Below are 24,492 nucleotides of genomic sequence, written 5' to 3' on the forward strand. Positions count from 1 at the left end.
ATCAAATCTCCTTGCCCGGCCGCCGCGACAGGCCGACATCCAGATGCGCGCCCGCGTCGAGCAGGAGCGTTTCGCCGGTCGCCAGCCGGGTCGCTCCATCGAGCAGGCTGACGATGCCATCGGCGACATCCTCCGCCTGCCCTGCAATACCGAGCGGCACTTTCTGCGCGATGGATTCGTTGAGCGCCTTCAATCCCTCTTCGCCGAACCGGTCCGCGAACCAGCCGGTTCCGACATAGCCGGGGCATACGGCGTTGATCCGTATCTCCGGCGCGAGAACGCGCGCCAGCGAGCGGGTCATCGTCACCATCGCGCCTTTCGACGCCGCATAGGCGACAGACGAGCCATTGCCGAAGATGCCCGCGACCGAAGCGACGTTGACGACCGTGCCGCCGCCCGCCTCGCGCATGGCCGGAGCGCAGGCGCGGATCATCTCGAACGCGGCGACGGTGTTGAGGCGGTAGATGTCGAGAAAATCCTCGGCCGACAGCGCGTCCATATCCTCATGATTGGCGAATTTGGTCGTGCCGGCATTGTTGACCAGCAGATCGATCCGGCCCCATTCGTCCTGGACCGCTTTGGCCAATGCATCGGCTTCGCCCGCCGCGAGATCGGCCAGGAAGGCTTTGGCGGTGCCGCCGCATTCGGCCGCCAGTGCTTCGGCGTCATCCTTGCTCTTGGAATAGTTGATCGCGACCTTTGCGCCGCGCGCCGCAAGGACCTTCACTGTCGCCGCGCCAATCCCGCGCCCGCCGCCGGTGACGATCACGACTTTCCCGTCGAAAAAATCCTCCGCCATTAGACCGCCGCCTGCTTCGGCATCTGCCGCGTAACCGGATGCGAAGAGGACAGCCCGCCATCGACCGCGAGCGCCTGACCGTTGATATAGCTGGCATCGTCCGAGGCGAGGAAGGTCACGGCGCCTGCCAGTTCCTCCGGCTGCCCGCCACGCTTCAACGGGTTGAGCTGGCCGATCTTGCCTTCGACGCCCTTTTCGCGCGCATAGTCATAGACGGGCTTGGTCATGCCCGTCTCGATGATGCCCGGACAGACCGCGTTGATGCGGACATTGCTGCCCGTCATCTGCTGCGCGGCCGTCTTCACCAGATTGATGACGCCCGCCTTGGATGCCGAATAGCTGCTCGGCCCGGCGCCGGAGCGGATGCCAGCGACCGAGGCCGTGCAGATGATCGCTCCGCCGCCGCGCTTTTCGATCTCCGGCGCGCCATATTTAATCGCGAGGAAGGGGCCGATCAGATTGACGCGCAACACCTCCGCCCAGCTCTCGGCATCGCTGTCGAACAGCCCGCCCTGCAGGCCGCCGGTAATCCCGGCATTGGCAAAGAGCACGTCCAACCCGCCATATTCGCTGACCGCGCGTTCAACCAGCGCCTGCACATCGCTTTCGCTGCCCGCATCCATTTCGACGCCGATCGCTGTGCCGCCATCGGCCGTGATCTCCTCGACCGTTTCGTGCACGGTCGGCATCTTGTCGGCGCAGACGAGCTTGCCGCCCTCGGCCGCGAAGCGCTTGGCGGTCGCCCGGCCAATGCCGGACCCGGCGCCCGTTACGATGATCGATTTTCCTTCGAAGCGGCTCATAACATAGTCCTTTTTTGCGTTAGATCGTACGCCCGCCATCCACGACCAGCACCTGTCCGGTCATGTATGTGGAGGCGGGAGACGCGAGATAGACAGCGGCGCCGGCGATTTCATGCGGTTCGCCGATCCGGTGGAGCGGGGTCGTCGCGGTCACGGCCTTTTCGATCTCGGGATTTTCCCAGAGCGCGCGCGCCATATCGGTGCGGATGAGGCCGGGTGCGATGCAGTTCACGCGCACATTGTCGTCGCCGAACTCATGCGCGAGGTTGCGCGCCATCTGCATATCGGCGGCCTTGGAGATGCAATAGGTGCCGATATCGACCGAACCCCTTAGCCCGCCGATTGACGAAACGATGATGATCGAGCCTTCCTTCCGCTCGCGCATCTCGGGCGCGACCATCTGGATCAGCCAGTGGTTCGAGAGGATATTGTTGTCGAGAATCTTGCGGAACTGTTCGTCGGCAATCTCGGCCATCGGGCCGAAATGCGGGTTGCTCGCCGCGTTGCAGACGACAACATCGATCCGGCCGAACGCCTTGCGCGTCTCGTCCACGAGGTTCCGCAAATCCTCTTTCGACGAGATATTGGCGGGCACGGAGATTGCCGTACCCTCGCCATGCTCGGCATTGATCGCAGCGGCGACTTCGTCGCACGGCTCCTTCTTGCGGCTTGAAATGACGACCTTGCCGCCATTGGCGGCTATTTCCTCGGCTGTGGCCTTGCCGATCCCGCGCGAGGAGCCGGTGATGATCACGACTTTGCCGTCGAGATTGAAGAGTGACATGAGCCTTCCTCCTATTCCGGTGCGCCGGCGGCGCGGGCGAAACCCCAAGCGGCTTGCGCCAGTTCCGGTACGCGCTTCGATCGTTCCTCGGCCTCGGCGGAGGATGCCGTGCCGTCGAGCCAGCGTTTCTTGATCCCCTGCAAGATGCCCGTCAGTCGGAACAGATTGTATGAAAAGTACCAGTTGAGATCGGGCACCGTGTCCCGCTCGGTCAACTCGCAATAGAGCGCCGTCGCTTCCTCGAGGGTCGGAATGCCCGTGCCCTCCAGATCGTGATCGGCCAGCGCCGACCCGCCCTCGCCATGCATTACCCAATTCTGTGCAAGATAGGTGAAATCGGCCAGCGGGTCGCCGATCGTCGAGAGTTCCCAGTCGAGCACGGCGGCGACCTCGGGCCGGTCGGGCGCGAAGATCATATTGTCGAGCCGGTAATCGCCATGAATCACGCTGGTCCGCATCTGTTCGGGCACGGTCGTCGGCAGCCATTCGATCAGCTTCTCGACCTCGGGGATCGTCTCGGTCTCGGCCATCCGATAGAGCTTGGTCCAGGTGTGAACCTGGCGCTCGAAATAGTTGCCGGGCTTGCCGTGATTTTCGAGGCCGATTTCCTTGTAATCGAGATTGTGCAGCCGGGCGAGCGTACCGATCATCGCGCGATAGATGGATGTGCGCTCTTTGGGCTCTATGCCGGGCAGCATCCCGTCCCACAACACACGTCCGTCGACGAGGTCCATGATGTAGAATGCCGCGCCGATAACGCTATCGTCTTCGCATAGCGCAAAGGGCTTGGCGACCGGATAGCCGACCGGGTGGAGCGCAGCGATAGCCCGGTATTCCCGTTCGACCTGATGCGCCGAAGGCAGCAATTTGCCGAACGGCTTGCGGCGCAGCACGAATGTCTGCCCGGCTTCGTCTTCCAGCCGATATGTCGGGTTGGATTGTCCGTCGGCAAATTTGGTGTAGGCGGCGAGGCCGTGAAACCCCTCGACATTCTCGCGCAGCCAGGCATCGAGACTGTCCTCGTCCATCCGATGTTCTTCGGCTACCCCTTCCGCCTTGATTGCTTTCTCGCCCATCGCTGCATCCCGTTTTCATGTTTTGAGGTTTACGGAGGCGTAACGTGCGCTCACGAATGAGTCGAGTGCGCTGGAAAGCCGCATCGCGAAAACTTGACGGGCGGCGCTGGGTGCCCATTCATGGCGGTCGACCGTTGCAGCCAGAGGGTACCGCAAGCCATGAAAATTTGTCCGTCCCTGATCGCCCTCGCCTGCACGGCGCTGCCGCTTCCCGCGCTGACAGTACCCGCCCTTGCCCAAGCCGAAGCCCAAGTGAGCGCCGACGAACAGTTGCGCGCGCTCTATGAGGCGGACTGGGAATGGCAGATGCAGGAGTTCGCCGTAACGCGGAACGCGGATGGCGAGCTGACACCGGGCAGCGGCCTGCCCGTCGTCACGCCCGAAGCCCAGATGCGCCGCCTCGCCCATCGCGAGGACACATTACGGCAGCTCGATGCAATTCCTGTCGAAGTGCTGTCGGATAACGAACGTATCAACGCCGCGGTCTTTCGTACCAATCTCGAAATCGCGATCGCCGATGCGCGCTTTCGCGAATGGGAGATGCCGCTTAACAGCGACACGGCCTTTTGGACCGGACTCAATCCGCGACCCGGCCAGCTCACCACGGCCGAGGATTATCGCCGCTTTCTCGGTCGTCTTGCTGATATCCCGCGCTTCTTCGCCGAGAATATCGCCAATATGCGCGCCGGGCTCGCGCGCGGCTTTACCGTGCCGCAGGTCACGCTGGCCGGGCGCGATGCAGCAATCGTGCCCTTTGCCGAGACCGATCCCGAGGCCAATCCCTTCTTCGCCAGCTTCGCGCGCATGCCGATGACGATCCCTGCGGCCGAACAGGAGGCGTTGCGTGCCGAGGCCCGCACCGTGATCCGCGATGCCGTGGCTCCCGCCTTCGCCGATCTGCTGCGCTTTTATCGCGAGGACTATTACCCGGGCGCGCGGCCCGACACGGCCGCTAGCGCTCTCCCTAATGGCGCGGACTATTACGCCGCCCAGGTCCGCGAATATACGACGCTCGACATGACGGCCGAGGAAATCCACCAGATCGGCCTCGCCGAGGTCGCGCGTATCCGCGCCGATATGGAAGCGACGATCGCCGAAACCGGCTTCGAGGGATCGTTCGACGAGTTTCTCGAATTCCTGCGGACCGATCCGCAATTCTACGCCGAAACACCCGAAGAACTGATGATGTTCGTCGCCTGGGTCGCAGTGCGCGTAAATGCGACGCTTGGCGATGTGATCGGGTTGCTACCGCGCCGCCGCTTTACGATCCTGCCCGTACCGGACGAGATCGCGCCTTTCTATACAGCCGGGCGTGGCGGTCTCGAAAGCTGCCTTATGAACACCTATAATTTGCCGAGCCGCCCGCTCTACAATCTCCCCGCACTGACGCTGCACGAATGCGCGCCCGGCCATTCGATGCAGTTCGCGCTGGCCGAGGAACAGGAAGCGGGTCCCGAATTCCGACGCTACACCTATTTTTCCGGCTATGGCGAAGGCTGGGGCCTCTATGTCGAATATCTGGGCACCGAGATGGGTATCTATCGCACGCCCTATGAGCATTTCGGCCGGATGACCTATGAGATGTGGCGCGCCGCGCGGCTCGTGATCGACACGGGTCTGCATCATTATGGCTGGTCGCGCCAGCAGGCGATCGATTATCTGGCGTCGAACACCGCGCTTTCGGACCATGAGGTGGCGACCGAGATCGACCGCTATATCAGCTGGCCCGGACAGGCGCTGGCCTACAAGCTCGGCGAGCTCAAGATCCGGGAATTGCGCGCCGACGCCGAAGCGGCATTGGGTGAGGATTTCGACCGACGGCCTTTCCACGACGCGATCCTCGCGCTCGGATCGGTGCCATTGAGCACGCTGGAAAGCGAAATGCGCCGCTGGATCGCAGATCAGCAATCCGGGGACTGAAGTCATCGACACCTATGGATTGGTGAAATTTCCCATATGTTCGGATTCATATGATCGCATCGACGTCTCGAATATCTCTAAGTCGTTGATAATGCTGGTTTCCTGAAAATTGGCACACCCCCTGCATAATGTGGGGCGTTACCGGCACAAGCCGGAACGGAGACACAGGCCAAGGTTCAGGAGACCCAAGATGAATACCGAACAGAACTTCCAAAGCCGGTTTTTCGCCGCCGTCGCTGCGGCCGCGGTTTCGGCAATGTGCGTGCTCGGCACGATCGGCCCGGTTCAGGCCGGCGAACTGATCGCCCCGACGCAGGTTGCCCAGGCTGACACGCAGCGGGTTGCAGCCTAATGGCAACCCGGCTCGACCTTGATACGGCGTCCACCGCGGACCGGTTCCACTCGCTGCCCGTCGTTTCGGGCAGTTACGAGCGGCCCCAGATCCGCAGCCGGAGCGCCCGTCTCTTCTCCCGGATGCGCGATATTCTCGCGGCCAATCTGGGCGAGATGCTGGATCACAGCCCCGAGCCGGAACAGATGATCCGCATGATTATCTGCGAGATGGAAGAGACGCTGGTCCATGTCCGCGCCTCGACTGCCCGCGCGATCGCGGATCAGAAGGAATTGAAGGCTGCGCAACAGCGCCTGCGCGAGATCGCCGCGGGTTGGCGCGAAAAGGCCGAGTTCGCCCTTGCTGCCGACCGCGAAGACCTGGCCCGCCAGGCGCTCGCCGAAAAGACCAAGGCCGAGGACCGCGCAACGGAACTCGACGAAGAGATTACCGCGCTCGAACAGACGCTCACCGCGAACCATACCGATATCGCCCGGCTGCAGGCGAAGCTCAGCGAGGCCTGTGCCCGGCGCGGCAATATCCGCGCGCGGCTGGAATCGGCGGAAAACAGCATCAAGATGCGCGAGCTATTGAATGGCGGCGCGCTCAAGGACGCCTTTTCGCGGTTCGACACGCTCGAGCGCAAGGTGGACGAGGCCGAAGGCCACGCCGAAGCGGCGATGATCGGATATGACGACAGCGAAGAAATCGCCCGCAATCGTAAACTCAACGCCAAGGTCGATGCCGAACTGGCAGCGATGAAGGCCGGCAAATCGCATTAGGAAAGGGAGACGGACAATGGGTTATCGTATGGGAAAAAACGTGATCGTGAGCCAGGAGCGCAAGCTGCTCGGCGTGTGCGCCGCCATCGGCAATACGCTCGGCGTTAACGGGCTCTGGGTCCGCATCGCAGCCATCGCGCTGACTCTGTTCGTCACCTTCTGGACGATCCCCGTCTATCTGCTCTGCGGCTGGGCGCTGACCCGGGCGGAGAAGAACAAGCGGGCGGACCGCTCGACGCGCTCCAGCTATATCGGCTCGTCCCGCAGCCGCTATCTGTCGGACACCGACCGGATGCTCGCCCATCGCGACAGCGAACTGGCCCGCGAGATCGACTCGCTGCGCTAAGCCGAGCCAAAATCGGCCGAAACGCAGTCACTGTAGAAGAGCGCGGACTAACCGCCCAACAGGTAGTGGATCGCCAGATAAAAACCGCCGATGGCGCTGGCGATCCAGACGATCTTGTGCAGCCACGGCGAATCCTTGAACCACCGCCCGTAAGCCGTCGTCGATACGCGTGTCGAACCCGGCAGGATGATCAGCGATAGCCCCAGGGTCAGAAAGACGGGGCCGGCGACGAGAATGCGCGGTGCCGAGCCATTGCTGTTGAGCAGCCACCAGGCAATGCCGGTCGCCAGAATACCGATAACGACAAATAGTATACCGAGCGCACGCCCCTCAGGCATCGGTAGCCTCCCCCACTGCAAACTGCGAGATGCAAACTTACTCTACCGCTGGCGCACCGGCAAATGGCCGGATTCCGAAGTGCGGATAGATGTCGCTCGGGAAATAGACGGTGCCATTGGCAACGACCATCGCGATGGATTTGATCGCGCCGAGGTCTGTTGTGGGATCGCCGGGCACGAGGAAGAAGTCCGCATATTTGCCGCCTTCGATCGAGCCCAGATCCTCGTCCTGCCCCAGATATTCGGCCATGCCGAGCGTCGCGAGGCGCAGCACTTCGGGGGTCGAATAGCCAGCCCTTTCGAACAGTTCGAGCTCGCGGTGATAGGAGAAGGAGCCGCCCATATCGGTGCCTGGTACGAGGAAGATACCGCGTTCGCGCATCATCGATAGCGTCCGCATGATCTGATCGAAAGCGCCGCGATAGCGTTCGTCCGCGCCTTCCGCCGACACATCGGACCAGGCCTGGCGCAAGCTGCGCTGCTGACCGATCGGCATATGGTCAAAGACATCGACGAAACCCGGTGAAATCTCGCCATCGCGGCTGAGCAGCAGGGCTTCATGAATGGCAACCGTCGGATCGAGAACGATGCTGTTCTCGACCATCAGGTCGATCGTTTGCTGGACGGGCGCGCTGGCTAGATCGAGCGCCGGCAGCCGGTCGAGCGCGGTCAGACGGAGCAACGTACGCGTATCCTCATGCGGTTCGAGCACCCAGCCGAGCATGACCTGATTGATATGGGTGAGCTCGTCGAACCCGGCCGCGATCATGGCATTGGCGTTCGAGAAAGCCGGAACATGGCCGGTCACCCGCATCCCCAGCCGGTGCGCTTCCTCGGCGAGCCGCGGCGCCCATTCAGGTGTCATCGAGTTATAGAGCTTGATCTGGTGGAAGCCGCGCGCCGCATACCAGCGGACCTGATCGAGCGCCTCTTCCTCGGTTTCGACCAGCTCGCCCGTCTGCGAGCTGAATTGGCTCAGCCCCTCGATAAAGCCGCTGCGCGTGATGCGCGGCCCGGCGATCGTTCCGTCCGCGATCCGCGCGATCAGGCCAGCGAGCACGTCATTCTCATTGCCCATATCGCGCACGGACGTGACACCCGCGGCGATATTCAGGAGCGCCACATTCTGCGAGATATGGCCGTGCATCTCGTACATGCCAGGCACCAACGTGCCGCCGGCTCCGTCGATCACGGTTTCGCCCTCGGTGACCGGCGAACCGCTGGGCTGGACGCTCGCGATCCGCTCGCCATGCCAGACGACATCGAACGGCCCTTCGCGCGTCATCGTTTCGGGATTGAAGACATAAGCGTTGCGCACGCGCACCGGGCCATCGAAGTTGCGTGCCGATTCCGCCTGGATGCGCACGAAGCGCTCGGTGGAAAGCGATTGGGTGTAATCGCGCAGCTGTGCGTCCGCCGTTTCGTATCCCGCGCGGATGATCGCGAATCGCGGATTCGCCACGGCAAACATAATGTTATCGCCGTCGAGCATCACATAGCTCGGATTGAGATCGAGCCCGGCTATCTCATAGGTCGTCGCCTCAACCGGCCCGTCCGGCCCGTCGAAGCTAACCGTCGCATGCGCGGTCAAAGTCGCCGTGCCCCCAGGGAGCACATCGAGGCTCTGATCCTCGTCCGCGAGCAGCGCGCGGGCGAGCAATGCCAGCATCCAGGGGCTGCCGCTCTGCGGGATATAGAATTGCGCTTCCGACGCTCCCGCCGTGCCCTCGCCCGTCGCATCGCGCCAGTTCGGATCGCCTTCATTCCAGGCGAACATCTCATCGACCAGATTGCCGAACGTCGTCGATCCCTCGACCGTCCATGCGGTCGGCAGGCCGTTCTCATCGAGCGAAACGGTTTCCGCGATCGTCGGGCCGCGGCCATTATTCTTGAAATCATAGTCGATCACGACCTGCCCCGGCTCGGCATCCACATTGAGATGGCCGACATCGTTGCCGCCCGACAGCACCCGATACTCGCGCATCTCCGCCGATGCGGGCGCGGCGACCAAGACGGTGGCGAGAAACAGATGTTTGAGCATGAAGAAACCCTCGAACGACCGGAAAAATCGCGCGCACCCTTCCAGCCGCCTTGGCGGGCGTCAACTGCGCGAGCGGCGGCCAGAATTCACGCACGCTTAACCATATATATTTACGCGGCATTTGCCGCTATCGTACGGATTCGTGATGTCGTTACCGGTTAAAATTCTTGCGTTTCTGCTTCTGCTTGCAATGGCCTGGATGCCAGCAGAGGCCCGCTGGCTGGGTCCGGAAGACGTCGTCGTCACGGCGACATCCAATGGCCCGATCCATCCGCACCGCGCCGCGCTCGAAGCCGCCTATGGCGCCGAAACAAACATGGCGCGCCGCGCGATCATCGCGACCAATCTCGATCGCTGGCGCGACCTGCCCGCGCGGCTCGGCCGCCGTTACCTGCTGGTCAATGTCCCCGCGCAAGAGGTTGTGTTGTGGGAGAATGGCATGCCCGTGCAGCGCTGGCGCGCAATCGTCGGACGGGCGCGCACGCCGACCGTGTCGTTCAGCACCGAGGTGACGGGCGTCAATCTCAACCCCTGGTGGTATATCCCGCAGAGCATCGTGCGCGAGAGCGTCGGCCGGCTCGTCCGCACCAATCCCGCCGAGGCGCGGCGGCGCGGCTATGTCGTTTCCGGCGGCAGTTATCGCCAGCGCCCGGGCCCCAGCAATGCGCTGGGCCGGATGAAGCTCGTCATGCCGAACCGGCACGCCATCTACCTGCACGATACGCCGCAGCGCCATCTGTTCGCTGAGACCGAGCGCACGTTCAGCCATGGCTGCATCCGCGTGCAGGATGCGATGGATTTTGCCGCAACGCTCGCCGGCATGACACGGACCGAACTGGAGGCGATGGCGGCCAATGGCGAAACCCGCACTCTGCAGCTCGCGGAGCCTGTGCCCGTTCACATCACCTATTTCACCGCCGTACCGGGCGAAGCGGGCGAGCTCAGCTATCTGGACGATATTTACGGGCGTGATCGAAGCTAGGCTGATCGGGCAATATTGCTAAAGCCATGGCCATTGCTACTGTGCATTATCAATCTACGTGTTTGAGAAAGACCGACGCTCCGGCGAGAGGTTCGACCCAATACAATTCCAGGAGAGATTCATGATCCGCTTGCTTGCCGCCACCAGTGCCATTGCGCTTGTCGCCTCCGTTCCCGCCGCTGCGCAGGAGTTCTCTATCGAGCGCATCGACCAGCATATCCGCACTATCTCGGACGATTGGTTCGAAGGGCGCGCGCCGGGCACGCCGGGCGAGGACAAGACCGTCGCCTATCTGTCCGGTGCCTTTGCCAGCATCGGGCTCCAGCCGGGCGGTGATCTGCGCGAGGACGGATCGCGCGCCTGGACGCAAGACGTTATCCTCAATCGATCGACCATGACCCAGCCGCCGCAGCTTTCCATCACGATTGATGGCGAAGAGGTCGCCATGGTCCAGGATCAGGATCTCGCGGTGCGCGCGCCGGTTAACGGCATGGCGCGGGTCGAACTTGACGATGTGCCGCTGGTCTTCGCCGGATATGGCACGCACGCGCCCGAGCGCGACTGGTCTGACTTCGGGGATGTCGATGTCACGGGCAAGGTCATCGTGGTCCTCGTCAACGATCCCGATTTCGAAGGCGGGGAAGGTGATTTCGGCGGCGAGGCGATGACCTATTACGGGCGCTGGACGTACAAATATGAGGAAGCCGCGCGGCGCGGTGCGGCGGGCGTGCTGGTCATCCACGAAACCGAACCGGCCAGCTATCCCTGGGGCGTCATCTCGAACGGCAATGATGTGACGCTGGATATCGTCCGCGAAGATCCTGGCGCCGCGCATACGGCGTTGCAGGGATGGATGCATGTCGATGTGGCAAGCCGGCTCTTCGAGGCCGCAGGCATAAGCTATGAAGAGGCCAAGGCGATGGCCCAGCGCCGCGATTTCCGGCCGATGGAACTGGGCGCGACCATCGATGCGACGTTGGTGTCCGAAAGCGAACATATTGCCGCCATGAATGTCGTCGGCATCCTGCCCGGAACCACGCGCCCCGACGAACATATCCTGTTCACCGGCCATCATGACCATCTCGGAACGGGCGAGCCCGACGAGACGGGCGATACCATCTATAATGGCGCAATCGACAATGCGGCGGGCCTCGCTTTCATGATCGAGATGGCCCGCGCTTTCGCCGAGAATGGCGGGACTGAGCGTAGCCTCGTCTTCCTCGCCGTCGGGGCGGAGGAGAGCGGGCTGCTGGGCGCCAGATATTATGCCGCCAATCCGCTCTATCCACTGGAGACGACGGTGGGCGTACTCAATGTCGACGGGCCGGGCGTCCATGGCCCCACGCGCGATTTCTCGATTTCGGGCAGCGCGCGGCTCGGCCTGCTCGACATACTGACCGAAGAAGCGGCGGCGCGCGGGCGCAGCTACAGCGCCGACCCCAATCCGGCCGCGGGTAGCTTTTTCCGCTCCGACCATTTCCCCTTCGCGCAGGCCGGCGTACCAGCCGTCAGCTTCCGCTCGGGGAGCGATATGGTCGAAGGCGGGACCGAGCGCGCGGCAGAGATCGCTGCGACCTATGCCGCCGAATATTATCACCAGCAGAGCGACGAATGGTCGCCCGATTGGGACCTGACCGGCATCGTGAACGACGCCCAATTGATCTACGGGGTGGCCGAGCGGCTCGGCAACAGCACGGAGTGGCCCAACTGGTCGGAAGACAGCGAATTCAGGGCGCGGCGCGATGCTAGCGCGGACGCGCGGGATTGACGTCCGGTCCACATCACCTGTTTCACGGCGGCACCCAACGTTATGGGTGAGTTCGCTATCTCGACGAGATTAACGGATTGGATCGAAGATAGCGCGGCAATAGCCGCGCTGTCCGCGTAAGCGAAGCGGTTCAGCGGCTGCGAACGCCCAATATCCCGAGATAGAAGCCGGTAGACACCAGCGCGATCAGGTTTGAAATCATGAATGCCGCCGTGACTATTTCATGGCCAAGTACCGGCACGAAATCGCGCGCCACAATCGCGAATGCGACAAACAGACTGGCAAACAGCCCCCACCCGGCAATGAGCGCGGGGATCAGTCTCGATTTCACGAACAGGTAGAAGAAACCGGCTTTCGCCAGCGATCCGAGGATCAGCCCGAGATGGAAGGACGTATAGTCCGAGGTCGCCTGGAGGCTTGCCAGCGTCAGGCGCATATCGCCGGCCATCGTGTCATAGGCCCGATCGCCAGCAAACTCGGCCGCGTTGAGCGCGAATACCGCGCCGAGCAGCACGAGTATCGATGCCGACAGGCCAACGAACAGGCTCCAGACTGCGAGCAAAGGCCCGGCGCTGCGGAGGATCAGAAACAGGCCAACGGCGATCAGCACGTCCAGCCCGAAGGTGAGGAGCGCGATGTAAGCTTTGGCCCGCAACCGTTGCTCGGCTTCGAGCATGTTTTCGGCGACGGCCGCGATATCGGCCGACAGGTTGATGTCGATGTCGGAGACCAGGAACACAGCAGCAAGAACGCCGACGACGATTGTCGCGAGCAGTGAACAGCCGACCCATCTCGCTACCGTATCGGCATTGGACTGTTCGACGATTTCCATTGGTTTCGCTCCCGTCAAATAGGCTTGCTGTATTATTGCAGCAATACAGTGTAGTCAATCTGCGAGATACACTGGGTGTATTTCGATCCAGCGAGAAAAGGGCGGCGCGCAGACGTTTCGCCAAACCTGGCAGCATAGCTGCTCGAAGTCTTTGGCCGCCCGTCGTCCGGACGAGCTCCGGTTGTCACATAAGCCTCTCGAAATCGTAACAAAACCATCGTGTCCGGCGGCTACCCAAAACCAAGACAAAAAATCTGGGAGGGTCGGACATGCCGCGTTTAACCATGGCTGCGTTGCCTGCCGTTGTCCTTGTCATTGTCTCCGGACTGACGCTGTCGGCAGCCGCGCATGCCGCCGTGGAAGCGCCGGCCGCAGAGGTATCGCCGCTCCAGCGCCTGTTTGAGGCCGGCGGGCCGATCATCGTCATTCTCGCGATATTGGCATTGGTCGCGCTCGGTGTGGCGCTTGTTAAATTCGTCCAATTCACCCGCCTGGGTGTGGGCCGCTCCGGGTTCGTATCCGGCATCGTCGGTTCGATACAGGACAACCGCTACGACGATGCAGTCCGCGATCTCGAACCTCGGCGCAATCCGGTGGCCCGCGTCATGGTCGCGGCAATTCGGGGCAAGACCAATGAAAGAATGAACGACACGGTCGTGCGCGAGGAAGTTGCACGTGTCGCAGAGGCGCAGCTCGACGGGCTGGAACGAGGCCTCGCCTTGCTGAGCCTGATCGCCACCATCGCGCCCCTGCTCGGTCTGCTCGGCACGGTGCTCGGCATGATCGAAGCGTTCCAGCAGATGGAAACGGTCGGCGACCGGATCGAGCCGGCGGTGCTGGCCGGCGGCATCTGGGAGGCTCTGCTGACCACAGCCGCCGGGCTCAGCGTTGCTATCCCGGCGGCGGTGTTCTTCACTTGGCTCCAGCGATCGGTCGATGTCGAGGCACAGCGCATGGAAGACGCGGCGACGCAGGTCTTCACCGCGTCGCTTTATGAAGCAGCGCCCACTGCAGAGCCGGTAATGGCCTGATGCATTTCGGTCGACACCGGCGCAACATCACGTTGCTCAATGTCACGCCGCTGATCGATGTGGTCTTCATCCTGCTCGTCTTCTTCATGCTGACAACCAATTTCGCCCGGTTCCGGTTGATCGGCGTTGAAACGCCACAGGATCGAGAGGTGGTCGAAGATCCGACCGCCGCCATCGTCATCCTGGTCAAGGCAAATGGCGATCTCGAATATGACGGCGACCCGATGAGCCGCGCGGCGATACGCGACAATGTCGAGGCCATGGTGTCGGTCGATCCGGGCCGTACCTTTCTGGTGCGGCCCGAGCTCGGCGTCACTGTTCAGGAAGCTGTCGATATCTTCCAGCTGACGCGCGATTCCGGCGCCTATTCCGTCTCCTTCGCGGGCTCCGGGGAGGACGGGGCGTGAAACTGGACCGGGAAAGGCCGAAGCGCGAGCTCATCAACATCACCCCGCTGATCGATGTGGTCTTTATTCTGCTCGTCTTCTTCATGCTGGCTGGGTCGATCGAACCCGAAGACGCCTTCCCTGTCTCGCCGGCCGCATCGGTCAGCGATATTCGCGGGGATATTCAGGACGTTGTCATCCTTGTCGACGAGGACGGCCGTGTCGCTTTGGGGGACCGCGCCATACCGACCGGCGGCCTGGAAGCGGCTGTACGCAAGATACTGACGAACCAGCCCGACGCGCTCATTCAGGTCAAACCCGATGCCGACGCCGATGCCGTGGCGTTGATCGACATCATGGAGGATGTCCGCAGTGCAGGCGCCGAATATATCGTATTGCTGACCGTCGGTCAGCCGGAGGTAAGCGGCGTATGAACCGGGAGACCAGTTGGACGAGCGCGATCGCCCCCGAACACCCGCCGATACCGAAGGACTGGCACTGGATGGCAGGCCTTGGCGTCGCCGCGCTGATACTGGTTGCGACCGCCCTCGGTTTCGCCGAGCGCGCCATTCCCGACGCCGGCGAGGATGTCGAAGCCATGGTCGTTTCGCTGGGCGGCGGCGCGCGTACGCTGGAACCGCCGCCGCCCGGCGTCGAAACGACCGATCAGCCGAGCGTGCCCGCCGAGCGCGCCGAGGACGCGCCGCCACCCACCGCGCCGCCGCAACCACGCGCGCTGCCCAGTTTCTCGGCAAGCGACGGCCGGCCGAGTTCAGGCACAGGTGCGGGCCGTATCCCGTCACCGCCGCCTGCGGCCCGCCCGCCGCCGCCTCCGCCGCCTGCCCGGACGACACAGCTCAGTCGCAGATTCATCGACATATCGCAGCGCGCTTATATGGGTCGGATCGTCTATCCCCGCGATGCGCTCTCCCGGCAGCAGCAGGGAACCGGCATATTGCGCGTCGTCATCGATCGCAGCGGCCGGGTAGTGGAATGGCAGCTGGTCCAGTCGACCGGTCATCGCCGTCTCGACGCCGAGATCGAACGCGTCGCCCGGGAGGTTCGCCAGCTCGACCCGCTGCCGAGCGACTATGCGGGCAATCGCGCCGAAGCACGCATTCCGATTATCTTCTTCATCGAGTATCCGGACGATGGCTGAGCAAATGACCGACCGCGCCGTGCCGCAATCTTCGTCCGGTAGTTTGAGTTCCTCGCGCTTTGTAATGCTGGTCGGCGTAACGGCGGTGCTCTTCTTTCTGTGCCTCTTGCCGCTCGAGGCCATTCCCGAAATCCCGGTTGATATCGATAGCAAGCCCTTCTTCATTCCGCTTGTCCTCACCGCATTGCTGCCCGCCGGGAAGCCCGGGATCGCGATCGGACTGGGCGTGGCGCTCGGTGAAGGTCTGCGCGATCTCATGGAAGGCTATGAACTCGACGATCCGATCGGCTTCATCGGCTATGCAATCGCTTTCCCGCTGACCAGCTATGTCATTGCCGGTCGGCCGCTCAATCCTCTTCTCCTGTCATTCGGCGCCATATTTTGTGCGTTCATACAAGCGGCGTTCGAAGCGTCTTCCTTCCTGCTGTTCGGCGAGGAGAGCATCGCCATCGCGGTCCAGAGCGCGATCGGCAACACGATTACACACGGCATCATCTGGGGCGCGTTGCCGCTCGTCTTTCTCGTGCCTGCCTTGCACGGGCGGTTCGAGCGGTTCCTCGGCTTCGCGCCCAAAGGCCGCCACACAGACGCCGATCCCCTGCCGCAACCCGAAACCGGCTTCTCCGCCAGCCCTGATGCCATCGCCTGGGCAGACGGCCTGTCCTTCCGCTATCCCGGGCGCAGATCGGCTGCGCTCGACCGGCTTTCGTTCGACGTCCGGCGCGGAGAGGTTCTGGGCGTCATCGGCCGCTCGGAATCGGGCAAATCGACATTGTGCCGGGTAATGGCCGGGCTCGCGCCGAAGGCAACCGGCGGCGAAATCGCGGGGTGGCTCGAGACCCGGGGCGAGGCGGTGAAGATCGGCTTCGTGTCCGACAATCCCTCCGCCCTGATGACGCAAACCCGACCGATCCGCGAAGTCGAAGCGGCTCTTGCTCATGAAGCGACGACCGCGGAAGACGCCGAGACGAAAGCGTTGGCCGCGCTCGCCGAATTGGGGATCGGCGAGGCCGATGCCCGACGCTATGTGTGGGAATTGCCGGCGCGGGCGCAGCTGATGATCGCGCTTGCTGCGGCTACCGTCATCGAGCCGGATATACTGATCCTCGACGAGGTGGCCGCCGAACTTGATGCCGCCGGCCTCGCGCTGCTTCATTCCGTCGTCGATGCGATCCGGGACAGGGACGGCGCGGTGATCCTCGTCGACAATGATGTCGATCGCCAGTTCGCCTGGTCCGACCGCATCGCGATACTCGACGGCGGCCGCCTCGAGCGTATCGACGCGACTCACGAACTTCTGAACGACGATGAGCCACTTGCGGCCATCGGTTTTCCGCAACCGCTCGCGCTCGCTGGTAGCGCCACTCTGGACGCCGAGGACATCCCACCATCGGCCCCGCCCGGCATTGAATGTCTGGCGATGGACGCAATCTGCTTTGCCTATGAGGACAACACGCCGATCCTTGATGGCGCGAGCCTGACCGTCCGCGCCGGCGAAATCGTGGCAGTGGCTGGCGCCAATGGCAGCGGCAAGACCAGTCTCGCCCGGCTCGCAGTGGGACTCGCCGAACCGTCGGCGGGGCAGATCGTCATCGCAAACCAGAGGGAAGGCGAGGACCGGTTCGACCATGTGGCCGCCGTGATCCACACGCCATCAGCCTTTTTCAGCGAACGCAGCGTCGCGGCGGAAATCGCCTTGCCCCTGCGTCGCGCCGGTCTGGCTGCGGAGGAAATCCGCACGCGCACTGCGGCGGTGGCCGAAGCGCTTGATCTCGGCGATACGCTGGAGGAAGACCCGCTAACCCTCGCCAATGGCATCGCCAAGCGTGTGCAAATCGCTACCATGCTTGCCAACGGCGCGCATATTCTGATTCTCGACGAACCCGCCGTCCGGATGGACCCGGTCGAACGCGCACTGCTCAAAAACGCCATTCGTGGCCTCGCCGCCATGGGGACCGCGATACTGTTGCTCGATCATGACACGGACCTGATCGCGGAACTGGCGGACCACATCTATTTCCTCGCCGATGGCGCGCTGACCGAAGCCGGCACGCCGGGCGAGGGTTTGGGCCCGGCCAATCGCGCGCTGCTGAAAATGCTAGATCTTCGCGTGCCGCATCGCTTCGAAGCGGCAGACGGCCGGGCCAATCGGTCCGACAGGGCCGAGGAAACCTCCGCATGAAAGTACCTGTCCTCCATACAGGGCGCGACAGTTTCTGGCGCCGCCGCGATCCGCGGGTCAAATGGTTGCTCTTCTTCCTTCTGATTCTGTTGATCTATATCGCACCCGACTGGACCTGGATGGGAGCCGCGACCCTCTTCGGCGTCTTACTCGCCATTACGGCACGCGCACCGCTCGGCTGGCTGGCACTCCTCCTGCTCATCCAGCTTCCGACAATTCTGGCCTTGCTGATCATACCGATGCTGGGCGGCGATTTCCGTTTCGACGATGAGTTTCGTTTTGGCCTCCGGCTGGCGCTCGGCTGGGTTGCGGCAATACTGATCGGCGTCAGCCTCTTTTCGACCATGGATATCGACGAGATGGTCCAAGGTTTGCGCGGCCTCGGGCTGCCGAGTGGCTTCGCCTTCGTCGTCGGCTATGCCTTCGTTCTCATCTATCTGAGCGTCAGCGACCTCGGCCGCGTGCTCGATTCGATGCGTCTCAAGGGGGTGACGCTCTCGATCCGCCGGCCAATCGCCTTTGTCGGCGGGCTGGCCAAGCTCTTCATTCCGGCCCTTATCACAATCGTGCGCCGCGGCGGATCGATGACGGCCGCGCTCGAGGCCAGGGGCATCGGAAGCGGGGCCACAGTGCGCCAGAGAACGCGCCCCCTGGACGGCTTGGACGTGCTCGTTGCAATATTAGGGGCGGCCTGCCTTGTTGCGGCAATCGTCTTCCGCACCGGTCTCTACATCGGCTAAACTTGAGTGCCGACGAAACAATAGTCGGGCGCCAGCCATTGACGGACGGGCGCCCGAGAGTGGTCAGATCTCAGTCTTCTCCGCCAAGGTCAATGCGTCCTCAATGTCGACGCCAAGGTAGCACACCGTGTTCTCAATCTTCGAATGGCCGAGCAAGATCTAGATTGCCTCTATATTGCCGAGTGCTTAGGCGCCGGGACTGATCCACCCGGCTTGGAAAGACGAAGTCCTCGACACCACCACCTCTGAGTTCAAGCCAGGCAAATAGGCTCGTTCTGGCATCTGCTGCGATCTCAAATTGCACAGGTCGCCCAGTCTTTCGCTGTGTGATCGTGGCGCGCGTTCTGACTTCCGGTTTGCTGACCAAGTCACCAATCTTGAGCTCGACCAGGTCTCAGCCTCTCAGCTTGCTGTCGATCGCAAGGTCGAACAAGGCTTGATCTCGCAACCGCTTTGCTGCTGAAGCCAAAAACGGATCGCCCATATCTCTTTGGGTTTTAGTGGTTTCTTGACGCCTGTCTTGTGTCCGCAGTTCCAAGAGTTCCTGCCGGACAACATAGCCCACTCCTATTTTGCAGCCGTGAGATTGCAGTTTATAGCAAAATAGAACAAAATAGGAACATTGTGATTCTTTCGATGGTCGATAGCCGGTGCCGATACCTTGTAGATACTCTTCCTGCGCCAAACGATTTGGCAAATGGGTTCATGCATATTGGTGCGACGTTGCAGGAGATATTTGCAGCGAGCGCCGATGCTTCGGCAATTGGCCTATCGCTATCGCAAATAGACAAGCAAAAACCCGCCCCGCTCCTATGGGTTCAAGAAACACGGGTACTCAGCGACTTCGGACGCCCCTATATTCACGGCTTGCCTGTCTCCTTAGGAACGGAGCCGATTCACGTCACCGCGCGCAATGCCAAGGACGCGCTATGGGCGATGGAAGAGGGCCTCAAATGCCCGTCGCTCTCAGCCGTGATCGGCGAGATTTATGGCGATCCGCGCGCGCTCGATTTTACCGCAACGCGGCGGCTGGCGGTGGCAGCCGAGCGCTATGGTGTCCCAGCGTTCCTCGTGCGGGTCGGCGGCCAGGCCGATCTGAGCGGGGCGCGGCGGCGCTGGCGTGTGAAGAGCCAACCCTCTGTTCCGCATCCCTACAATCCCAAAGCGCCTGGTACGCCCGTCTGGTCGCTCGATCTGTTCCGCGCACGCGATATGCGCCCCGGCCAATGGGACGCAGTGTATGACGCAGCGGCGCATCATCTCGATCTGGTTTCCCCGATATGCGATGGAGCGGTGGCGGACGGCGCGCGCCGATACGGATGACAGCCTGCCGCTGGCGCTTGCCTCCAAGGGCACACGCGGCACGGTAATCGACGCCGTCAATGATGCCGCGCGAGAGGGCGGAGCGAAGGCCGGGCAGAAACTCACCGATGCACGCGCCATCTGCCCTGATTTGATAATCGAGCCTTCGGACACCGAGGGCGATGCCGATTGGCTGGCGCGGCTTGGCCTATGGACCCAGCGCTGGAGCCCGTGGACAGCGGTCGATGGTACCGATGGCCTGTTGCTCGATAGTACCGGTGTATCGCATCTGTTCGGTGGCGAACCGGCTATGCTCGGCGATATACAGCGCCGGTTCGACGATCTCGGTTTTACCAGCCGGATCGCCATGGCACCCACCATTGGCTGTGCTTGGGCGTTGGCGCATTTTGGCGAGCGAGACAGGATGATCGCTAGCAGCGATACGCTCGACACGATGCTAGCGCCGCTGCCCGTTGCGAGTCTCCGGATAGATAGCGACGATGTTCTACTGCTCCGACGGCTGGGCCTCAAAACCGTCGGGGCGCTGGCCGATATACCTATAGTGTCGCTGGCGCGGCGGTTTCGCGAGAAGGAGGAGAGCCGTACTAATCCGCTGCACCGGCTCGAACAGGCGCGCGGGCGGATCGAGGAGGTCGTCGAACCGTTGATCCCGCAAACGCTGTATCGTGCGGCAAAGCGGGTTGCCGAACCCGTACTCTACGTTGCCATCTTGAAACCGATACTCGCCGATCTTGCTGAGAAGCTGTGCCGCAAACTCGAAACCGCCCAGCGCGGCTTGCGGCGGATGCGTTTCGAAGCGTTCCGCGTCGATGGCCATATCGCGGTGCTGGCCGCTGAGACTGCCGCAGTGGTGCGCACGCCGGATCATATCTGCCGCCTATTCGCCGAGCGGCTTGAAACGCTCGATGCGGGCTTTGGCTTCGATGCGTTTGCGCTAACCGCACTATGGCATGAGGCGATGCCCGCCCATCAAAAGGGGCTGGAAGATGATGAGGCGGAAGGCCTTTCGCCGCCGCATCTGATCGACCGGCTGAGCGCGCGTATCGGTGCGCGCAATGTCAGGCGTCCGATAGCCTACCCCAGCCATATCCCCGAACGCTCGGTCGTCTGGCGTCCGGCGCTAGAACAAAACCCACCGATCTCGACACTAGGACCAGAGCGCAAACGCCCGATACGCCTGTTCGATCATCCCGAACCGATCACCGTCATTTATGCGACGCCCGAAGGCCCGCCCAAACGCTTTCGCTGGCGGCGCAAGCTGCACGACGTCGTCAAAGTCGAAGGGCCGGAACGGATTGCGCCCGAATGGTGGCGCGAGCGATCGACGGTGCGGCTGCGCGACTATTACCAGATCGAGGACGAAGAGGGCCGTCGTTATTGGATATATCGCAACGGCCTTACCGATGACGGGCGCGGCGGCTCGCCCGATTGGTTTCTGCACGGGCTGTTCGCCTGATGCCCGATACGCCACTCACGCCCCCCAAACGCTCGCTCAAGCAAATGGGCGACGATTTTACTCCCAACCCATCCAACCCGTTCGTCGAGCTTGGTGTTACAAGCTGCTTTTCTTTTCTGCGCGGGGCGTCGGATGCCGTCGATCTCGTACTCGCAGCGCTAGGTCATGGCTATGACGCGCTTGGCATCGCCGATCGCAACACGATGGCCGGTATCGTCCGACTGCACAGCGAAGCCAAGGCAGCGAAGCTACAACCGATTATCGGTTGCCGCCTCGATTTAATCGGGGACCATGCTTTTCTCGCCTATCCGAAAAACCGCGCCGCCTATGGTCGCCTCTGCACCTTGCTCTCCAAGGGCAAGATGGAGACGGTCGAAGGCGATTGGCAGGATAAGGGCGAATGCCATCTGACGCTCGATATGCTCGCCGCGCATAGCGAGGATGTGCAGCTCATAGCGCTACCGCCAGACGATCTCGCGGCTTTCGCTGCAACATTGCCTAGTCTTGTCGAACGGCTATCCACGCTGCGTCATATCGCCGCTGCCTATCTCTATCGCGGTGACGACAGAGCGCGGATCGCGTACCTTGACGATCTGGCCCGTGCCAATGGCCTGTCGATCCTGGCGACCAACGACGTGCACTATCACGCGCCCGAAAGTAGGCCCTTGCAGGACGTGATGAGCTGCATCCGCGAGAAGACGACGATCCACGAAGCGGGCTATCTCCTCAACGCCAATGCCGAGCGGCATCTAAAATCGCCATACGAAATGGTTCGGCTCTTTGCCGATTGGCCACACGCCATCGCCGCGACGCGCGAGGTGGCGGATCAGTGCAATTTCTCGCTCGACGAACTCAAATACGAATATCCTGAGGAAACTGTGCCGGGTGGTCGGACGCCACAGGAATATCTCGAAGAAGTGGCGTGGGAAGGGGCAGCAAGGCGCTATCCCGACGGGATACCGGACAAGGTGCGGGGACTGATTGCGCATGAGCTAAAGCTGATCGGCAAACTCGACATCGCCCGCTATTTCCTCACCATCAAAGACGTTGTCGATTATGCGCGCGGTTGCGAGCCGCCGATCTTGTGTCAGGGGCGCGGTTCGGCGGCGAACAGCGCGGTCTGCTATTGCCTCGGTATCACCGCGGTCGATCCGTCCGAAGTCGAATTGCTGTTCGAGCGGTTTATTTCCGAAGAGCGCAAGGAACCGCCCGATATCGACGTCGATTTCGAGCATGAGCGGCGCGAAGAGGTTATCCAGCATATTTACGCAAAATATGGCCGCCATCGCGCGGGTCTCTGCGCCACCGTTATCCATTACCGCCCGCGTTCCGCCATCCGCGAGATCGGCAAGGCAATGGGCCTCTCCGAGGATGTAACCTCGGCGCTGGCACGCACTGTCTGGGGCAGTTGGGGCAGTTCGGTCGATGAGGCCAAGACCGAAGAGGCGGGACTCGATCTCAGCGATCCCTATCTCCGGCGCGTCATCGCGCTGACCGATCAGCTGATCGGGATGCCGCGCCATCTCTCGCAGCATGTCGGCGGCTTTATCCTGACCCAAGGCCCGCTCGTGGGAACCGTGCCGATCGGCAACGGCGCGATGGCCGACCGCAGCTTCATCGAATGGGACAAGGACGATATCGACGAACTCGGCATCCTCAAGGTCGATGTTCTCGCGCTCGGCATGTTGACCTGCATCCAAAAAGCCTTTGACCTCATCGAAGCGCATTTTGGCGAACGCTACACGCTGGCGAGCGTGCCCAAAGAAGACCCCGCCGTGTACGACATGCTTTGCAAAGCGGACAGTATCGGTGTCTTTCAGGTCGAAAGCCGCGCGCAGATGAATATGCTGCCACGCCTTAAGCCACGCTCATATTATGACCTTGTCATCGAGGTCGCGATTGTCCGGCCCGGCCCGATCCAGGGCGACATGGTACATCCGTACCTGAAAAGACGTTCGGGCAAGGAACGGGTGGACTATCCTTCGCCGCATCCCGATCACGGCCCGGCCGACGAGCTCGAAAAAATCCTCGAACGCACCAAGGGCGTGCCGATCTTCCAGGAACAGGCGATGAAGATCGCGATCGACGCCGCCAAGTTCACCGCCGACGAAGCCAATGAGCTGCGCAAGGCGATGGCGACCTTCCGCTCGCGCGGGACGATTTACCGCCTTGAGGACAAGATGGTAAGCCGGATGATCGAACGCGGCTACGATCCCGATTTTGCCAAACGCTGTTTCGACCAGATCAAAGGGTTCGGCGATTACGGTTTTCCCGAAAGCCATGCGGCGAGTTTTGCGCATCTCGTTTACGTGTCGAGTTGGATCAAATGCTTTTATCCAGACGTATTCTGCGCAGCCTTGCTCAATTCGCAACCAATGGGCTTTTACGCGCCCGCGCAGATTGTCCGTGATGCGAGCGAGCACGGTGTCGAAGTGCGTGCACCGGACATAAATTACAGCGATTGGGACAATTTGCTCGAACCCATCGCACCGGGCCGCTGGGCGGTTCGCCTCGGCTTAAGGCAGATCAGCGGCATCGCGAAAGACAATGCCGAAGCGATTATGCACCGCCGTGACCGCCCTTATGGCGATATCGAAGACCTCAAGGCGCGTACGCGCATTCCCGTAGCTGCCGTTCAAAAGCTTGCTGCCGCCGATGCGTTCCGTTCGATAGGTCTCGACCGGCGTCAAGCGCTATGGGACAGCCGCGCCCTCAAACAGGCGCCCGATCTGCCGCTCTTCACCTTTGCCGAGGAGCGCGACGAGGGCAGCGAAACGCCCGTAACGCTGCCAATCATGCCGATCTGCGAGCATGTTGTCGCCGATTACCAGACGCTACGGCTTTCGCTAAAGGCGCACCCGTTTGAGTTTTTGCGCGGCGAATATGAGCAACGCGGCTTCATCCGTACTGCCGCTTTGGGCGAAAAATCCTTCGGTGATCGCGTCAGCGTTGCCGGAATCGTCCTGATCCGCCAGCGGCCGGGCAGCGCCAAGGGCGTCTGCTTCATCACCCTCGAAGACGAAAGCGGCATCGCCAATCTCGTCGTCTGGCCCGATGTCATGACGTGCTACCGCAAGACGATTATGAGCGCCCGGATGATCGAGGTACACGGTACAGTGCAAAAAGATGAGGATGTCATCCACATCGTCGCCGAAAAGCTTATTGATGCGACGCCCCAGCTGCTCGCGCTATCCGACGACCTCCTCGAAACCGATGTCGACCGCGCCGATCACGTCGTCAATCCGATCCCGTCCGGTCTCCATCGGCACCCGCGCAATGTGCAAATCATCCCGGCCTCACGGGATTTTCATTGATGCTGTTGAAACACCAAATGTCCGCTTTGGGCGCAAAGCAGATATTCGATAGACCGAAAAGTCGCATGTCAGAGCAAGCAAATTTGCTACAGCGGTTGC

At 62.0% G+C, this 24,492-nt stretch carries 22 protein-coding genes and 1 pseudogene; 15 read left to right on the forward strand and 8 right to left on the reverse strand.

Features of this window, described 5'->3' with window-relative positions; all coding sequences use genetic code 11:
* Window position 1 precedes the first annotated feature (1 nt).
* From Q0974_RS03920 to Q0974_RS03935, 4 genes are read right to left on the reverse strand one after another with little or no spacing between them, the layout of a single operon-like run.
* Window positions 2-799 (reverse strand): SDR family oxidoreductase, encoded by a 798-nt coding sequence (locus Q0974_RS03920; protein WP_299322885.1) that lies wholly within the window; start codon window positions 797-799, stop codon window positions 2-4.
* On the reverse strand, window positions 799-1,602 hold the full coding sequence (locus Q0974_RS03925; RefSeq protein WP_299322886.1) for an SDR family oxidoreductase: 804 nt from the start codon (window positions 1,600-1,602) through the stop codon (window positions 799-801). Before Q0974_RS03925 ends, Q0974_RS03920 begins: the two co-directional genes overlap by 1 nt.
* 19 nt (window positions 1,603-1,621) lie before the next feature.
* On the reverse strand, window positions 1,622-2,386 hold the full coding sequence (locus Q0974_RS03930; RefSeq protein WP_299322888.1) for an SDR family NAD(P)-dependent oxidoreductase: 765 nt from the start codon (window positions 2,384-2,386) through the stop codon (window positions 1,622-1,624).
* An 11-nt stretch (window positions 2,387-2,397) separates the two neighbouring features.
* Window positions 2,398-3,462, reverse strand: coding sequence for a phosphotransferase family protein (locus Q0974_RS03935; RefSeq protein WP_299322889.1), 1,065 nt, complete (start codon window positions 3,460-3,462; stop codon window positions 2,398-2,400).
* A gap of 159 nt (window positions 3,463-3,621) precedes the next feature.
* Between Q0974_RS03935 and Q0974_RS03940 the strand changes: the two genes are divergently transcribed.
* The 4 genes from Q0974_RS03940 to Q0974_RS03955 all read left to right on the forward strand — a co-directional run bounded on the left by Q0974_RS03940 (window position 3,622) and on the right by Q0974_RS03955 (window position 6,841).
* Window positions 3,622-5,382, forward strand: coding sequence for a DUF885 family protein (locus tag Q0974_RS03940; RefSeq protein ID WP_299322891.1), 1,761 nt, complete (start codon window positions 3,622-3,624; stop codon window positions 5,380-5,382).
* A gap of 190 nt (window positions 5,383-5,572) precedes the next feature.
* Window positions 5,573-5,734, forward strand: coding sequence for a hypothetical protein (locus tag Q0974_RS03945; RefSeq protein ID WP_299322894.1), 162 nt, complete (start codon window positions 5,573-5,575; stop codon window positions 5,732-5,734).
* Complete coding sequence (locus Q0974_RS03950; RefSeq protein ID WP_366943573.1) at window positions 5,734-6,495, forward strand: PspA/IM30 family protein; 762 nt, start codon at window positions 5,734-5,736, stop codon at window positions 6,493-6,495. The genes Q0974_RS03945 and Q0974_RS03950 overlap by 1 nt, the downstream gene beginning before the upstream one ends.
* Window positions 6,496-6,511: 16 nt before the next feature.
* Entirely contained in the window at window positions 6,512-6,841 is a 330-nt protein-coding gene (locus Q0974_RS03955; protein WP_299322896.1) for a PspC domain-containing protein, read from the forward strand.
* A gap of 47 nt (window positions 6,842-6,888) precedes the next feature.
* On the opposite strand, the gene Q0974_RS03960 is transcribed toward Q0974_RS03955, so the two are convergent.
* Both Q0974_RS03960 and Q0974_RS03965 read right to left on the reverse strand, forming a co-directional pair.
* The gene (locus Q0974_RS03960; RefSeq protein WP_299322899.1) at window positions 6,889-7,179 is read right to left on the reverse strand and encodes a hypothetical protein; all 291 of its coding nucleotides are present in this window, start codon (window positions 7,177-7,179) and stop codon (window positions 6,889-6,891) included.
* A 37-nt stretch (window positions 7,180-7,216) separates the two neighbouring features.
* Window positions 7,217-9,220: an amidohydrolase family protein gene (locus Q0974_RS03965; protein WP_299322901.1), complete on the reverse strand. Its 2,004-nt coding sequence runs from the start codon at window positions 9,218-9,220 to the stop codon at window positions 7,217-7,219.
* Window positions 9,221-9,419: 199 nt separating this feature from the next.
* Here Q0974_RS03965 and Q0974_RS03970 point away from each other — a divergent pair, with 199 nt between their 5' ends.
* Both Q0974_RS03970 and Q0974_RS03975 read left to right on the forward strand, forming a co-directional pair.
* On the forward strand, window positions 9,420-10,202 hold the full coding sequence (locus Q0974_RS03970) for a L,D-transpeptidase family protein (protein ID WP_299322904.1): 783 nt from the start codon (window positions 9,420-9,422) through the stop codon (window positions 10,200-10,202).
* A 121-nt stretch (window positions 10,203-10,323) separates the two neighbouring features.
* A complete protein-coding gene (locus Q0974_RS03975; RefSeq protein ID WP_299322906.1) occupies window positions 10,324-11,970 on the forward strand; it encodes a M28 family metallopeptidase in 1,647 nt (548 codons plus the stop codon).
* A 130-nt stretch (window positions 11,971-12,100) separates the two neighbouring features.
* Here Q0974_RS03975 and Q0974_RS03980 read toward each other — a convergent pair whose 3' ends face one another.
* Window positions 12,101-12,802 (reverse strand): DUF4386 domain-containing protein, encoded by a 702-nt coding sequence (locus tag Q0974_RS03980; RefSeq protein WP_299322909.1) that lies wholly within the window; start codon window positions 12,800-12,802, stop codon window positions 12,101-12,103.
* A gap of 269 nt (window positions 12,803-13,071) precedes the next feature.
* On the opposite strand from Q0974_RS03980, the gene Q0974_RS03985 reads away from it, so the two are divergent.
* The 6 genes from Q0974_RS03985 to Q0974_RS04010 are packed head-to-tail and all read left to right on the forward strand — an operon-like array spanning window position 13,072 to window position 18,300.
* Window positions 13,072-13,833, forward strand: a complete 762-nt coding sequence (locus Q0974_RS03985) for a MotA/TolQ/ExbB proton channel family protein (RefSeq protein WP_299322911.1) — start codon at window positions 13,072-13,074, stop codon at window positions 13,831-13,833.
* Window positions 13,833-14,240: a biopolymer transporter ExbD gene (locus Q0974_RS03990; protein ID WP_299322914.1), complete on the forward strand. Its 408-nt coding sequence runs from the start codon at window positions 13,833-13,835 to the stop codon at window positions 14,238-14,240. Before Q0974_RS03985 ends, Q0974_RS03990 begins: the two co-directional genes overlap by 1 nt.
* A complete protein-coding gene (locus Q0974_RS03995) occupies window positions 14,237-14,653 on the forward strand; it encodes a biopolymer transporter ExbD (RefSeq protein ID WP_299322917.1) in 417 nt (138 codons plus the stop codon). The genes Q0974_RS03990 and Q0974_RS03995 overlap by 4 nt, the downstream gene beginning before the upstream one ends.
* The gene (locus tag Q0974_RS04000) at window positions 14,650-15,378 is read left to right on the forward strand and encodes an energy transducer TonB (protein ID WP_299322919.1); all 729 of its coding nucleotides are present in this window, start codon (window positions 14,650-14,652) and stop codon (window positions 15,376-15,378) included. Before Q0974_RS03995 ends, Q0974_RS04000 begins: the two co-directional genes overlap by 4 nt.
* Window positions 15,371-17,560, forward strand: a complete 2,190-nt coding sequence (locus tag Q0974_RS04005; protein ID WP_299322922.1) for an ATP-binding cassette domain-containing protein — start codon at window positions 15,371-15,373, stop codon at window positions 17,558-17,560. Before Q0974_RS04000 ends, Q0974_RS04005 begins: the two co-directional genes overlap by 8 nt.
* Window positions 17,557-18,300 carry an energy-coupling factor transporter transmembrane protein EcfT gene (locus Q0974_RS04010; RefSeq protein WP_299322926.1) on the forward strand — a complete coding sequence of 248 codons (744 nt, stop codon included), beginning with the start codon at window positions 17,557-17,559 and terminating at the stop codon, window positions 18,298-18,300. Before Q0974_RS04005 ends, Q0974_RS04010 begins: the two co-directional genes overlap by 4 nt.
* Before the next feature lie 63 nt (window positions 18,301-18,363).
* Here the strand turns inward: Q0974_RS04010 and Q0974_RS04015 are convergent.
* Window positions 18,364-18,858 (reverse strand): annotated as a pseudogene (locus Q0974_RS04015) (tyrosine-type recombinase/integrase).
* 309 nt (window positions 18,859-19,167) lie between these two features.
* On the opposite strand from Q0974_RS04015, the gene Q0974_RS04020 reads away from it, so the two are divergent.
* Genes Q0974_RS04020 through Q0974_RS04030 form a run of 3 tightly spaced genes read left to right on the forward strand, consistent with a single transcriptional unit; the run spans window position 19,168 to window position 24,393 of the window.
* Window positions 19,168-19,623, forward strand: coding sequence for a hypothetical protein (locus Q0974_RS04020; protein WP_299322929.1), 456 nt, complete (start codon window positions 19,168-19,170; stop codon window positions 19,621-19,623).
* Window positions 19,541-21,079, forward strand: a complete 1,539-nt coding sequence (locus Q0974_RS04025) for a DNA polymerase Y family protein (RefSeq protein WP_299322931.1) — start codon at window positions 19,541-19,543, stop codon at window positions 21,077-21,079. Before Q0974_RS04020 ends, Q0974_RS04025 begins: the two co-directional genes overlap by 83 nt.
* A complete protein-coding gene (locus tag Q0974_RS04030) occupies window positions 21,079-24,393 on the forward strand; it encodes an error-prone DNA polymerase (RefSeq protein WP_299322934.1) in 3,315 nt (1,104 codons plus the stop codon). The genes Q0974_RS04025 and Q0974_RS04030 overlap by 1 nt, the downstream gene beginning before the upstream one ends.
* Window positions 24,394-24,492: the final 99 nt, after the last annotated feature.

Origin of the sequence: Parasphingopyxis sp. (assembly GCF_028279465.1) — a bacterium.
In the GTDB taxonomy this organism is placed as follows: domain Bacteria; phylum Pseudomonadota; class Alphaproteobacteria; order Sphingomonadales; family Sphingomonadaceae; genus Parasphingopyxis.